The 14,220-nt window shown below is 52.9% G+C and carries 12 protein-coding genes and 1 pseudogene; 11 read left to right on the top strand and 2 right to left on the bottom strand.

Annotated features, from left to right (window positions below; all coding sequences use genetic code 11):
• Positions 1-84: 84 nt before the first annotated feature.
• A complete protein-coding gene (gene cas3 / locus DN611_RS08525; RefSeq protein ID WP_119311095.1) occupies positions 85-2,235 on the bottom strand; it encodes a CRISPR-associated helicase Cas3' in 2,151 nt (716 codons plus the stop codon).
• Positions 2,236-2,614: 379 nt separating this feature from the next.
• On the opposite strand from cas3, the gene DN611_RS08520 reads away from it, so the two are divergent.
• The 4 genes and pseudogenes from DN611_RS08520 to DN611_RS08510 all read left to right on the top strand — a co-directional run bounded on the left by DN611_RS08520 (position 2,615) and on the right by DN611_RS08510 (position 4,863).
• Entirely contained in the window at positions 2,615-2,944 is a 330-nt protein-coding gene (locus DN611_RS08520; protein ID WP_160117417.1) for a helix-turn-helix domain-containing protein, read from the top strand.
• Positions 2,931-3,146, top strand: coding sequence for a DUF6514 family protein (locus tag DN611_RS16470; protein WP_021751290.1), 216 nt, complete (start codon positions 2,931-2,933; stop codon positions 3,144-3,146). Before DN611_RS08520 ends, DN611_RS16470 begins: the two co-directional genes overlap by 14 nt.
• A 156-nt stretch (positions 3,147-3,302) precedes the next feature.
• A pseudogene (locus DN611_RS16995) lies at positions 3,303-4,279 on the top strand (transposase); the annotation flags it as partial.
• A 308-nt stretch (positions 4,280-4,587) separates the two neighbouring features.
• A complete protein-coding gene (locus DN611_RS08510) occupies positions 4,588-4,863 on the top strand; it encodes a hypothetical protein (protein WP_136890698.1) in 276 nt (91 codons plus the stop codon).
• Between the two features lie 735 nt (positions 4,864-5,598).
• Here DN611_RS08510 and DN611_RS08505 read toward each other — a convergent pair.
• On the bottom strand, positions 5,599-6,534 hold the full coding sequence (locus DN611_RS08505; protein WP_025544481.1) for a LysR family transcriptional regulator: 936 nt from the start codon (positions 6,532-6,534) through the stop codon (positions 5,599-5,601).
• 479 nt (positions 6,535-7,013) lie between these two features.
• Here DN611_RS08505 and DN611_RS08500 point away from each other — a divergent pair, with 479 nt between their 5' ends.
• From DN611_RS08500 to DN611_RS08470, 7 genes are all read left to right on the top strand, one after another.
• Positions 7,014-8,090: an NAD/NADP-dependent octopine/nopaline dehydrogenase family protein gene (locus DN611_RS08500; RefSeq protein WP_119311091.1), complete on the top strand. Its 1,077-nt coding sequence runs from the start codon at positions 7,014-7,016 to the stop codon at positions 8,088-8,090.
• A 24-nt stretch (positions 8,091-8,114) separates the two neighbouring features.
• Positions 8,115-8,627: a nitroreductase family protein gene (locus tag DN611_RS08495; protein ID WP_119311090.1), complete on the top strand. Its 513-nt coding sequence runs from the start codon at positions 8,115-8,117 to the stop codon at positions 8,625-8,627.
• 72 nt (positions 8,628-8,699) lie between these two features.
• The gene (locus DN611_RS08490) at positions 8,700-10,271 is read left to right on the top strand and encodes an ABC transporter substrate-binding protein (protein WP_119311089.1); all 1,572 of its coding nucleotides are present in this window, start codon (positions 8,700-8,702) and stop codon (positions 10,269-10,271) included.
• 147 nt (positions 10,272-10,418) lie between these two features.
• The gene (locus DN611_RS08485) at positions 10,419-11,402 is read left to right on the top strand and encodes an ABC transporter permease (protein WP_025544477.1); all 984 of its coding nucleotides are present in this window, start codon (positions 10,419-10,421) and stop codon (positions 11,400-11,402) included.
• Complete coding sequence (locus DN611_RS08480) at positions 11,399-12,244, top strand: ABC transporter permease (protein WP_119311088.1); 846 nt, start codon at positions 11,399-11,401, stop codon at positions 12,242-12,244. The genes DN611_RS08485 and DN611_RS08480 overlap by 4 nt, the downstream gene beginning before the upstream one ends.
• A 19-nt stretch (positions 12,245-12,263) precedes the next feature.
• Positions 12,264-13,238, top strand: a complete 975-nt coding sequence (locus DN611_RS08475) for an ABC transporter ATP-binding protein (protein WP_025544476.1) — start codon at positions 12,264-12,266, stop codon at positions 13,236-13,238.
• A gap of 2 nt (positions 13,239-13,240) precedes the next feature.
• The gene (locus tag DN611_RS08470; RefSeq protein WP_025544475.1) at positions 13,241-14,203 is read left to right on the top strand and encodes an ABC transporter ATP-binding protein; all 963 of its coding nucleotides are present in this window, start codon (positions 13,241-13,243) and stop codon (positions 14,201-14,203) included.
• The last annotated feature ends 17 nt before the right edge of the window (positions 14,204-14,220 follow it).

The following is a 14,220-nucleotide window of genomic DNA, read 5'->3' as shown; positions in this document are numbered from 1 at the left end:
CCTTTCTTTCGTTTGTGGAAGGGTGGAGCAGCGTACCGCTCCATAGACAGATTTTGGTATAGGTATTTCAATGGATTCTCCGGCCTATCCGATGAACAGGGCATTTCCACCGCTGGGCTCCAGAGTCAGCCCGGTAGTCTGTGTATACAGCCCAATATCCCGCAGGACCACGGAGCCGTCCTCCAGATGCTCCAGCGCCCCTGCCTGCTCCAATGCCGCTAAATGCTGCGGATAGACCGACACGCCGTATTGCCCCAGGCGGCGGTACAGTGTGCGGCTGTATTGACCGCTCCGCAGCAATTCCACAAGTCCGGCGCCCTCCTCCAGAGGAAGGTACACGGTTGTGGTGGGGCTTTCAATCAGGTGGAATCGCTCCGCCACAGTGCGGAAGGGGAAGAACTCCGATTCCATCAGCGGCAGGATGTGGTGGGCATCCTGAGCTTCCGCGCCTTTCAAATCCAGCAACGTGGAGAAATAGGTGTGTATGGCCGCTCGGGAACTGACGTCCTGGCAGTGATCCAGGACGATCTTCCCGGCGCCGATGGAGGTCTCAAACAGACGGGGAGGTGGATCTTCTCCCTGAAAGATGGTGACGATGCTGTCCTCCGGAGGGCGCTTGCCCTCCCGGTTGCACCGCCCAGCGGCCTGGAGGATGGAGTCCAGACCGGACAGCTCCCGATAGACGGCTGGGAAATCCACATCGACACCGGCCTCGATGAGAGAGGTGGAGACCACCCGGCAGGGCAGCCCATCCCGCAGGCGCCGGCGGATCTCATCCAGAATTCTCCTGCGGTGCGCGGGGTACATCAGGGTGGAGAGATGGAAATTGCCTGGACCGGACAGTTGGTGGAAGACCTCCCGCGCGGCCCGGCGGGTGTTGACGACGCACAGAACCTGCTCCTGCTGCTGCAGGCGGGCGGCCAGGTCCATCCAGGACAGCGTTCCTGCCTGCTGGAAGGAAACCCGGCGGAAGGACTCCCAGTGCGCTTCGGCCATGGGGCAAATCTCCCGGATGGGGATCTCCGGAGCGAATTCCTGAAAAATGGGGTCCAAAGCGGGCTGAGTGGCGGTACACAAAACAGCGGAAGCGCCGTAGTGCCGGACCAGCTGGGCAATCGCCCAGACACAGGGTCGCAGATAGGGGAGGGGGAGCATCTGGGCCTCGTCAAAGATCAGGACGCTCTGGGCCAGGTTGTGGAGCTTCCGGCATTTGGAAGGCTGGCAGGCATAAAGGGATTCAAAGAATTGGACTGCTGTGGTGACGATTACAGGAACATCCCACGTCTCCACAGACCGGGTCAGCGGAACGGCCTCCGGACTGGATGCATCGTCCTCCTGCTGGTCGAACTGCACACCGGAGTGAAATTCCAGAACATTTTCATCACCCAAAATCTCCCGAAAGGCCTGGGCAGTCTGCTCGATAATCGATGTGTAGGGGATCACATAAACGATTCGCTTCATCCTGCGGGCTTTGGCCTGCGCCAGCGCAAAGGACAGGGATGCCACGGTTTTTCCTCCGCCGGTGGGCACTGTCAGCGTGAAGAGGCCTGGTCCATACTGTGCCCCCGCCGACATGCACTGTTCCAAAATCACACATCGCTGCATGTTCAGAGCGCCTTTTGGGGGAAACCAGCCGGAGACATAGGTTTCCAGGCGGCGCCACAATTCCTCCATAGAGGAGGACGATGCTGGCAGATACGGGCTGTTGTCCATAAACGCGCCCGTATCTGTGTAGTCTGCATCTACCAGGCAGGAAAAGAGCATCCGCGTGAAAAACATCCCCTCCAGCCTTGTTCCCGCAAATGCGGGGGTATTTGCATGAGGCAGGGAGAATTCACTCTGCCAGGCATGATAGTCCTCCAGCCTCCCTTGACTCGCCCGATTGATGCGCCCCCAAAAGGTGCCGGCGCCAGCGGCGTCTCCCCGGCCGCCGCCGTCGGGGAGGCCGCCGTGGTGTCCAGAGATCGCAAAAGCAGCCGCCAGCTGTTGAGCTTTCAGACACTCGAAAGCCCCGGCAGAGGCGTGATCCACTTTCGGCCCGCCATGGAGCCGCCGCTGAAAGGCAGCGGAGTATTTTCCGATGTCGTGAGCCATACCGGCCAGCTGTCCCTGCGCCTCTGCGTCAAAAGCAGCTGCGAAAGCGGAACACAGAGACGCGGTGCCTTTGAGATGTTCCAGAATTGTCTGGGTCCGGCCGTCTTCTGTGAGATGGGCCAGATAGGCGTAAGTATCCATCCTGCAACCACATCCTGAAATTATATAAAATGCACAATTTATAGATTTATTATATGATTTTCTTGGTTGTATTGCAAGAGGGATATCTGATTCCGGCAGCATCCATGAAACAGGGGGAGTAGATAGAGACATCTTGCAAGGAGGCTCAGGCAAGAATACGTGAAAATTGGATGACATTGGGTGACGAAACTGCTATTTCGCAGAGCAGTTTAACACGTGATCTATCTCTGCAAGCAAGCTCGCTAGAAGCGGGCTTGCTTTTATGTGTTTTGCGACAAAATCCGATGTTTTTCTGTTGCTCTATCCAACAAGAACTATAGGTCCGTCCAAATTTTTATAGTTCATGGTTAAAATCCTCTATATAAGGAGGGATTTTCCCATGACAAAAATAACTTTACGACGAATTTTTTCAAAGCACGTCCTTCTCAAAAGTACGCAATTTCAACTGACACAGGCTCAACTTGCAGAGGCGGTTGGGACCTCCCATGGATGGATTCAGAAAATTGAATCTGGTAAGAAGATGCCTGGCTTTTTTCTCGCAATCAAACTTGCAGTCTTTCTCGAAATTGATATGAATAGCTTTCTGAAAGATCTGATGGAAGCCTCTGGCACTCCAATAACTGCATCTAAACGTCAGGAGTCTCTTGTTCATACCCATGCAGCAAAAGAATCCGGGGATACTGAGGTGACTGGTCATGTACAAGTATGAGGTATTTAAGATACATTCTTTATCTTCCAGATCTTACGGCATTCTTGCTAAAGAAAAAATAGGCCGAAGTTGGATTACAGTAGCAGTTACTGCCCCTTTTTCCAACGATTACGGAACCGCCCATCAACTAGCTGAATCCTGTTCTGCCCGCCAGCTTTCTCCCCCGCATCTCGTGGATGTTGTTTCTGATTTTATCTCTTAGAAAACGGTTATATCTTGAAGTTTTTAGCCTTTTCTACAGGAGCGATTCCATCGAAATGGCTCCTACCAGTTTTCTCCTATTTGGACGCTACTACAACGGGTGAAGCACACCCGTCAGACGTGCTTCATTCGTTCCCAAGATTCAGCCACAATGGGGCAACATACAGACAGCGAACGATCACTGCTTCGCGGGCTGCCAGGCAAGCCCCGTGTTGTAATGGAGTCTACGGGTAATTATCATTTACCGGAAGCCTGACTGCTGAATGCCTCCGGATTCTATGCTTCGGCAGTCAGTGCAGCGCTGGTGCCAATTTGCGCCGTGCCAAGACCGACAAGAAGGATGCCATTAAACCGGCAAACGACGGTCTTGGCCACTGGCTTATCTTGGCGAGGTATAGATACCTGATTGATGCGCAGAAACTGCTGCCAGGCAATACCAGCCGTATTCAAAAGTTGAAGAACAACCTGATCTCTCTGTTAGACACAGCTTTTCCGGGCGCAAACCGCCTGTTTTCAAGCCCTCCGCGTACCGATGGCAGCGAGAAATGGTGGACTTCGCAGCGACATTTTGGAACTGTGAGTGCGTTTGCGTTTTATGTGAAAAAGCATTTATTTCCAAATACCAAAGGTGGTGTAAGAAATATAGCTACAACTTCAGCGAAGATAGGGCATTGGATATTTATGCTTCTGCCCGTAGTCACTTTGGTGTTATGCCGAAAACTGATACTGCCAGACTTCTGGCAGAACGGGCTGTCTCTCAACTCCGGACGGCCTGTGCAGCATTGGCCGCCCTGAAACTGCAAAACTGCAAATGCGATCTTGGGCATCTTCACGCCCGGAATATCCCGTGGTGATGAGGATATTTGGTGTTGGTCCATCGCTCGGCTCACAACTTATGGCGGAGATTGGCGATGTCCGCCGTTTCCACTCCAAGACGGCGTCGGTGGCTTTTGCCGGTATTGATGCATCGCCTTACCAGTCTGGTCAAATAGATATTTACATCCGCAATTCCGCTTCGTTACAGAACTTTTCCTGCTGATGGGTGGATATCTCCCCAATGCCCCTGTAAACGAGGCTGCGCATCAATTCATAGAGAAAAAGTGCTCTGAGGGCAAGCATGACAAGGGTTACATGACGATCCCTTTTACCACACAGTCATGGTTCGATCCGGCTCCCGGACCAGATCCAGTTGGCAGCTTCCGGTTTCCCCGTGAAATGCGAGACAAGGAGTTGGCGCAGCATATCAGTTGTTCTTTCCGAAGAGCTGCGGAGGCCCTGGAGAAGATCCCCCAAGATCATCCAGATAGTTGAGCTGGTGCAGCTTCAGCGCAACTGTCCGGACTGGGAGGGATCCCAATCTCCAGTGCCGGAAGTGCGATGAGGTGGCCCGGAGATACGGGAAAGAGATTGCGGTCGTGGAGCCGGTGAAGGGAGGTGCTCTGATGAACTTACCGGAGGAGGCCGCTGTGCTGCTGTACCAAGCTGATGCGACCGCCGGACCGGCCTCCTCCTGGTCCATCCGGCTCATTGCGGGGCTGGACGGGGCTTTGACTGTTTTAAGCGGCATGAGAAATCCGGAGCGATTGGGGAACAACACGGGCTACACTGCCAACCAGGAGGCGTATTATGCGGCTCTGCCCCAGACTTACAGAAAGGCATCCGACTGCATCCGCTGTGGCCTGCGGGAGAAAATTGCCCGCAGAGGCTTCCGCCCGTGATCTGCTGGAAACGGTTGCAGAAGCGTTAGAAGCGGAAATATAAAATTTCCGGTGTCCCCAGACAAAACACATTCATAAACAATTGGCTCAGAAACATTAGAAATCTATCTCGGGGCTGTCATTTTGAAGAATATATTGGGACGCCGCACCAAAAGTCCATTGGTGCGGCGTCCGATCTTATTCAATACCTGTGTAAATATTCCTATGTCCAGCCAATTACTTGCTGTGTATTGCCCCCGTAAAATCCATATCCTGCGCCTGCCAGGAACTCCAGACGGGCTGAAGGATAGACCACTCTTTACGGAACAGGGCAGGGGGGGGACGATGCTGTCCGTATTTACGAGACTCGGAAGGACATCCTTATTCTGGGGGGCTATCGCCGCATAGATACCATAGCCCAGCAGAGTTCCCGCTTAGATGCGGCCAACGGTCATCCACAGGGAAAAGTAGCTGTCCGGAACACCCTCCACGCCAGAAAAAATCTCATTCATCATTCTTTTATAGAAGAAAATCTGAGAAAAATCCCGGGTATGGATGAGCAAGGATGGTCCAAGTTATACTCTGGATCAGCAGTTTCTGAATCTCCGCCTGGAGCAAGCAGGTTTTATGTAATAAAAGGCACAGGATGCGAGGCCGAGACGAGACTGGGCAGAGAAGTGTTTCGGAAGGGGAGATTTGAGGATGGAAGGAGGCTGCTCCATGTCGCTGTTTGCTCAGTATGTCGGAATATCCTCGTTAAAGACCATGGAACATTTTTTTCAGTTCTTCCACATAGGGAGCGGTCAAAGGGTGAGGCGTCTGCCCCTTCTTGGTGACATAATAATGGGCCAGGATACTATCTTCTCCCTTAAGCGGGACCGAGGAAAAATGGTAGTGCTGCGGATGCTGCCAGCGGGTAGAACTGATGAAAAAAGCATCGGATTGGGCCACAATATCCTGGCTGGCAGCACTGTCGTTAATAGAGATGATGCATTTTGGGGGAGACTGAAACAGTTGAGAGATGGACTCGGAATCATCATCGTAAAATCTGCCGAAATTCTCGTGGTTTTCTGCAATCACATAGGGATAGTCCGTCATACGGTCTTCCACCGGAACGGTCTCCTGAGCCTGCAGAATGGGGTGGTCCGCTCTCGTGACGATGCTGATATGGCTCTCCCCCAACAGATGGTAATCCAAGTCCTTTACGCTGCAAAGCCGCGTGATCCGATTACTGTGGGATTTCATCAGGAAGACGATCCCCAGGTCGGAGCGGCAGTGCTGCACATCATCCAGAACATCGTAAAAAGACTGTTTTTTCAGCCTGATATAGATAGAGCCGCCGTGGCCGTCTGAAATCTGCGGCCAAAGCCTTGTGATGGGCGTGCTGAGAAAGAAGGATCGCATGGAAGAGACACTGAAATACTGCTTGCGGAAGTGGCTCTTTGCATACAGATCTTCTACAAAAATTTTTTTGTCTATGATCTCGTTTGCATAGCTCAAGAACTCCCGCCCCTCTTCCGTGACGGAAACGCCCTTTTTGGTTCGAAGGAAGATCTGGATTCCCAATTCTTCCTCCAAGGCCTTGATGCTGTTGCTGACATTGCTCTGGGACGTATAGAGCCGCTCGGCGGCTTTGTTGATGGATTCGCAGTTGGCGACCTCTACCACGAAGCTGAGCTGTTGGAACGTCATGTTGGATCCTCCCTCCGTACATAATAATGCCCCCCTAGACAGCCTCGGCATTTTCCGCCCAGTTTGCTGAGGGGCCTTTGGGATTGCTCTCCAATGTCCTGTCACAGTCCGGAAAAACGCGGAAGTCGGACAGGAGATCCGGCGTGCGCCCGGGAGAGACAGTCTCCCTGAAGTGTGCCCGTAAAGATATGAAATTCATATATTTAGTACTAACAATACCATATAAACGGATTTCCTGTCAATGTGATAAAATTAAGACAAGCAAAACAGGACAGGATCAGACAAAAAACACAATGTTTGCAGAGAGGAGCAGTACGGACAGGAAAAGAGCTGACGAGATCACCTTCAATCAGGCATAGAAGCCGCGGTAATTTTGGAAATGGAAACAACACCTAAGGAGAAACGCCCTTGGGTATTTTTTCAAAGCAAAATACGTTTGTTCAAATTCCATAGGAAAATGAAATGTGGAGGGAATCAAGATGTTGAAATTTGCGATTATCGGAGCGGGCGCAGGCGGACAGAGCATGGCCGCCATTCTCACCAGCAAGGGCTATATCGCCAAGCTGTATGACATCGACAAGGAAAAAATCCATCGTCTGCAGGAACTCAAAACAATCAAGGTCACCGGCGTCATTGCCTGCGAGGCCGCACCGGCGGTTATTACGGACCGGATCGATGAAGTCATGGATGACGTGGACGTGATCATGGTCGTCTCTACTACGGATGCCCATAGAAGCATCGCCTATGCCTGCAAGCCCTATCTGAAGGATGGGCAGATCGTCATGCTGAATCCCGGCCACTGCGGAGGTGCTCTGGAGATCGCCAATATCCTGCGCGGCGAGGATGGCTGCGGCAAGGATCTTATCATTGCGGAGGCGGGGGACCTGATGTATGGCTGCCGCAGTTATGAGGTCGGCAATATCCTTCACACGGGCCTGAAGGTCCACGTGCCGGTGGCGACACTGCCCGCCAGTGATATCGACCGCCTGATGAAAGTGCTGGGACCCATCTTCCCCTGCCTGCAGCCTGCGGCCAATGTGCTGGAGACCGGCTTTGAGGGCGCCGGCGCCATGCTGCACCCCATCCCCAGCCTCATGAACATCAACAAGATGGATCTGGGGCAGAGCTACGACTATTACATGGAGGGAATCACCCCACATATTGCCGATATCATCTCCGCTTGCGACAAGGAGCGTGTCGCTGTATGCAGGGCGCTGGGCGTGGATGCGCTGGCGCTGGGGGATATGCTGGTCAAGACCTACAAGCTGGAGCCGAAGGACAGCCTGTATGATCTGATTCAGAGCATCGAATCCTATCGCGCTCTGCGCAACCCGACCAATACCAAGCACCGGTTCATCGTGGAGGATACCATGTCCGGCTTGGTACCTCTGGCTTCCGTGGGCCATGCATTGGGCATCCCCACCCCGATGATGGACGCCTTTGTCAATATCGCCAGTGCTGTCTGCGGTCGGGACTTCTGGAAAGAGGGACGCACCGCAGAAAAGCTGGGGATGGCCGGCAAGACGCTGGAGGAGATTCAGGAGATGGTCCGCTGACCAGCGGCTTTTGGAGGAAAAGGCATGGATGTCATAGGGGCCATGAAGGCTAGAAGAAGTGTGCGGAGCTATCTGCCCCGCAAGGTGGAACAGGAAAAACTCAATGCAGTTCTGGAGGCTGTCCGCCTGACGCCTTCCCGACATAACGATCAGAATATCCGGGTGATCGTGGTACGGGACAGTGCCTTGAAGCAGCAGATCCGCCAGCAGGCTGAGACACAGCCCATGGTGGAGGAAGCAGATGTACTTTTGGTGTTCTGCGCTACGGACCGCACAGATTTTGTAATGCCCTGCGGGCAATATGGCTATGTAGTGGACATGTCTCTGGCCACAGGATTTGCTCTGCTGGAAGCGGCAGAACAGGGGTTAGATACGTGTATCATCTGTGCATTTAGAGAAGATGCGGTCAAAGATTTGCTGCATGTTCCGGCATCTGCGCGGGTCGTATCTATGGTAGCGCTCGGATATGGTGCGGACAACAGCCCCCGGAAGACAAAAAAGAATATGGAAGAAATCGTCAGCTATGACCGGTTTTAAAGGGGGCAACAAAAATGGCAGTTTCCGGTGAAAACCGGTGATTGTAAAATATGAAAAAGGAGAAGAGATGTTATGAAAAAAAAGTTGCTGCGGATTTTTTCCTCCGTGCTGTGTCTCTGCATGTTGACAACTGCATGTGGCGGCGGCACAGAAGATGCCGGAAACGGCGATGATGGGGGAGAGGCGAAAGATACTCTGACTATTGCCGTTCAGGCAGATATGGCAGACAAGGACCCTATCAACGGAAGCAGCACCAATGATACTTTGAAGATCAAGGCAAATGTCTACGAGACCCTGATCGAGCGCACAGTGCCGGAAGGAGAGTACAAGCCGCTTCTGGCCGAATCCTGGGAATTCAACGATGATGCCACTGAGCTGACAATGACTCTTCGGGAAGGCGTCATGTGCCATAACGGCGAGCCTTTGACGGCCGAGGATTGCCTCTTCTCTCTGCGCTGCCTGCGGGAGAGCTCCAACACCTCTGTTACCGACCATATGGATCTGGAAAACAGCTATGCGGTGGATGAGAGGACTTTTGTCATCGTGATGGACGAACCCTATATGCCTGTAATCGCCAACCTCTCATTCCCTACCTGCGTGATGTTCAGCCAGAAGGGATATGAGGAAGGAAACGGGGATTGGGCCAATATGGACATCGGTACCGGTCCTTATACCTGGGGCGAATGGTCTATCGGCAGCAGCGTGAGTCTGGTGGGCTTCGACGACTACTATGTGGAGGGCCAGCCTGCCATCAAGAATGTGGAATTCAGAGTGATTTCCGAAGATGGCAACCGCTACATCGAGGTGGAGACCGGCGGCGCAGATATGTGCTACAATCTTTCCGGCGTGGATATCGAGGCTGCCGAGGCCAATTCTGATGTTGTGGTATTCCGTGAGTATACGACGGACAACTGCTATCTGAGCTTCAATCTGCGGAATTCTCCCTTTGACGATGTCCGTGTCCGCCAGGCTATCGCTTATGCACTGGATATTGACGGTGCATGGGAGGTCTGCATGGACGGCGTCGGTCAGCCCGCGGAAGGCCTGCTGCCCAGCAATATTCCTGATTCCATCGCGGATGTGGACTCTCCCTATCATGTGGATTATCCGGTCTATGAATATAATCTTGAGAAGGCCAAAGAACTGCTGGCAGAGGCCGGTTACCCCGACGGGTTCTCCTGCAGATATCACGTGGGCCACATGGCTGTGCGTCAGGCCTATGGTGAGTTCTTTGCCAATGCACTGGGGCAGATCGGTATTGATGTGGAGATCGTTGCTTTGGACGCTGCCACAAACTCTCAGGCTTTGAAGGTGGAGCACAACTTCGATATTTATACCTGGGGCATCTCTGCCACCAACGGCGATATTGACTATGCGAACCGATTCTTCTACACCGATAACGCCAACAACATCTTCGGATACAGCGATCCTGAGATGGATGCCCTGATTGATGCTGCTGCTATGGAGGCGGACTCTGCAAAGCGCAGCGAACTGAATGCAGAAATCCAGCAGAAGGTGCTGGATGAATGTGTCATCGTTCCCATCTATCAGCAGGAGGATATCCACTGCTACACCAGCGATCTGCAGGGCTTCCGCAATGGCGCATTCCAGGCTCCGCTGCTGAAGTATTGCTACTTCGCGTAAAATGATTCTCCGGATTAAGGGTTTGATTTGATCCAAGGGATGGGTGGATAATACAACAATTATTCACCCATCCTATTTTTTTACATGACAGTACAAAAAAGCGGTGGCCTCCGGGGCGCCGCGCTGGTTGAGTGAGGAAAACGAACCATGCTGAAATACATTATCAAGCGAATCTTATGGATCATTCCCATATTGATCGGTGTAACCATTGTTGTTTTTACAATTCTCTATTTTTCTCCTGGTGATCCTGCTTATCTGGCCTTGGGAGATAACGCCACGCCGGAAGCTGTTGAGGCATACCGCATTGAGATGGGGATCAACGGGACCTACTGGGAGCGGCTGGGAAGGACACTGCTGGGCCTGTTTCAGGGGGACCTTGGAATCTCCTACCGCTCCAGAACTCCGGTTTTGAACGAACTTCTCGTGCGCTTCTCTGTAACATTCAATATCTCCGCATGGAGCATTGTTCTGGGCATTATACTTGGAATATTCTTCGGAATCGTAGCTGCTCTGAAACAGAACACCATTCTGGACTCTCTGTGCACAGGGTGCGCTTTATTTGGAATTTCCATGCCGATGTTCTGGCAGGGCCTGATGCTGATTCTGATTTTCTCCGTTGGACTGGGCTGGCTTCCGGCTTCGGGCTACGGGAATAGCTGGACGCAGATGATCATGCCGGTGGTTGCGCTGGGCGTGAATTCCTCTGCCACTATCATGCGGACAACCCGCAGCTCCATGCTGGAGGTTATGCGGCAGGACTATATCCGCACGGCCAAGGCAAAGGGCCAGACTTATTGGATGGTAATCCTGAGCCATGCATTGAAAAATGCTATGATCCCCATTGTCACCGTAATCGGGCTGCAGCTAGGTGTTCTGCTGGCCGGCTCCATTGTCACAGAGGTGATTTTCTCCATCAATGGCGTGGGAAAGTACCTGGTGGATTCCATGAATGCCCGAGACTATGCTGCCGTGCAGGGATGTGTGCTGCTGATCGCGTTTGTCTCGGCCATTTTGAACCTGATTGTAGATATCATCTACACGTTTATTGACCCCCGCATGAAGACCATGTATGAGAGCTCCAAGAGCGGGTTCTTCCGTTTCAAGAAGAGAGGAGAGAAGAAGGCGGCATGAAAAATCACAGTATGCTCTCCGAAATCTGGAGACGTTTTAAAAAGAACAAGCAGGCGCTGGTGGGACTGATCGTTTTGATCCTTTTCGTTCTCATCGCAATTTTCGCCGATCAGATCGCACCATACGGATATGATGATCAGGATGCCAGCCGTGCCATGATCGCGCCCTGCGCAGAGCATATTTTCGGCACAGACAACCTTGGCCGGGACCAGTTGAGCCGCCTGATCTATGGCAGCCGTTATTCTCTGGCCATCGGCTTCCTGGCGGTTGGAATTTCTGTCATTACAGGCGGAATTTTGGGTGTCCTGGCAGCCTACTATCCCAAGCTGGACAATATCATTATGCGCTGTATGGATCTGTTCATGGCCATTCCCCAGATGCTGCTGGCCATGTGCATTGTCACGGCACTGGGTTCCAGCTTGTTCAACCTGATGCTGGCGGTGGGCCTGTCTTCTACGCCAAAATTCGCGCGCGTGGTGCGGGCAGCAGTTATGTCAACACGGGAACAGGAGTTTGTCGAGGCGGCCCGAGCCATCGGCGCCAATAACTGGCGTATCATTGTCCACCACATTCTTCCCAATTCTATTTCCTCTCTGATCGTGCAGGCCACACTGGCCATGGCGGGCGCCATCATTTCCGCTTCTGCTCTGAGTTTCCTGGGATTTGGCATTCAGGCTCCGCTGCCGGAGTGGGGCGCAATGCTGTCCACCGGCCGGCGGTACATCCGGACAGAACCTTACCTCACGGTCATTCCCGGCCTTGCCATCATGGTGGTGGTCTATGCACTCAACGTTGTAGGAGATGGCCTGCGGGACTGCCTGGACCCCAGATTGAAGAAGTGAGCGGTGAAAGGAGTACGGTATGGCTGAAAATATATTGGAAGTGCACGACCTTGAAATCCGTTATGTGACAGACGAGGAAACTGTGCAGGCGGTGAATGACATCACCTTTTCTCTGGAGAGGGGCGAAAGTATCGGCCTGGTGGGGGAGACCGGTGCCGGAAAGACCACCACGGCCCTTGGAATCATGGGGCTGGTGCCGGATCCGCCAGGAGAGATCGTAAAGGGATCGATCCTGTTTGAGGGAGAGGATCTGCTGAAACTCTCAGAAAAGCAGATGCGCCGGATCCGCGGCGGAAAGATCTCCATGATCTTCCAGGATCCCATGACTTCCCTGAACCCGGTGACACGGGTAGGAGATCAGATTGCAGAAGTGATCCTGCTGCACAACAAGATCTCGAAGGCCGAGGCCCGGAAGCGTGCTATGGAGATGCTGGAGCAGGTGGGTATCCCCGGCGCCCGTTGCGACGACTACCCCCACCAGTTTTCCGGCGGCATGAAGCAGCGGGTGATGATCGCTATCGCCCTGGCCTGCAGCCCAGAGCTGCTGATCGCGGACGAGCCTACCACAGCCTTGGACGTGACGATCCAGGCGCAGGTGCTGGAGCTGATGAAAAAATTGAAGCAGGAGTATCAGACCTCCCTGATCCTCATCACTCATGATCTGGGCGTTGTGGCGAAGATCTGCGACAAGGTCGCGGTGGTGTACGCCGGGGAGATCGTGGAATCCGGAACCCTCAAGGAAATTTATACAGATAAGCGGCATCCGTATACCATCGGTCTGTTTGACTCTCTGCCGGATATTGAGAACGACGCATCTACGCTGAAAGTGATTCAGGGCATGGTACCGGACCCCGCAAACCTTCCGGATGGATGCAAGTTCCACCCCAGATGTCCCTATGCGACAGAAGCCTGCCAGACCGGAAAAATCAAGCCGGTGAAGCTTTCGGACTCTCACATGGTCCGCTGCAACCGTTTTTCTGACACGGAGGTTTGAGTATGGCTGAGATTTTAAGAGTAGAAGACCTGACAAAGTATTTTGCCACCAAAAAGGGGACACTCCATGCAGTGGATGGCGTCACCTTCGGTCTGCGGGAGGGACAGACGCTGGGGATCGTGGGAGAATCCGGCTGCGGAAAGTCTACACTGGGCCGGGTGATCCTGCACCTGCATCAGAGAACAGGCGGCCGGATTATCTTTCAGGGAAAGGATATCTCGGACGTGACCAAGGCGCAGCTGAAAGAGCTTCGCAAGGATATGCAGATCATTTTCCAGGATCCCTACGCATCTCTGAACCCCAGAATGTCCATCGGAGATATCATCGCAGAGCCTTTGAAGATCTATAAGCTCTGCAATTCCAAAGAGGAGCAGCAGAAAAAAGTCCGTGAGATCATGGATGTGGTGGGACTGGCAGAGAGAACCTATGGCCTGTATCCGCATGAACTGGATGGTGGACGCCGCCAGCGGGTAGGTATCGCCCGGGCGCTGATTCTGGATCCCAAGCTGGTGGTCTGCGATGAGCCGGTCTCTGCTTTGGACGTGTCCATTCAGGCACAGATTCTGAACCTGATGATGGAGCTCCAGAAGGAGCGGAATCTCACATATCTGTTTATCACCCACAACCTGTCCGTGGTCAAGCATATCTCCGATGATATCACGGTGATGTATCTGGGACAGATGGTAGAGAAGGCTGGATCCGCAGAGATCTTTGCCCACCAATATCATCCCTATACAAAGGCATTGATTTCTGCGATCCCGCTGCCCAAGTACAATGCGCCGGATAATCAGATCATTTTGAAGGGTGAGATCACTTCGCCTATCAACGTGACAAAGTCCTGCCGCTTCGCCCCCAGATGTGTATATGCGAAGCCGGAATGTTTTGAAAATGAGCCCCAGCTGGAAGAGATCGAAAAGGATCATTTTGTCAAATGCCATTTTGTGAGGGAGATTAATGGCCTGTGATAAATCCCGATTTAGGA

It is taken from the genome of Oscillibacter sp. PEA192 (assembly GCF_003574015.1).
GTDB lineage: Bacteria > Bacillota > Clostridia > Oscillospirales > Oscillospiraceae > Oscillibacter > Oscillibacter welbionis.
This window is presented reverse-complemented; position numbering and strand designations above follow the sequence as displayed.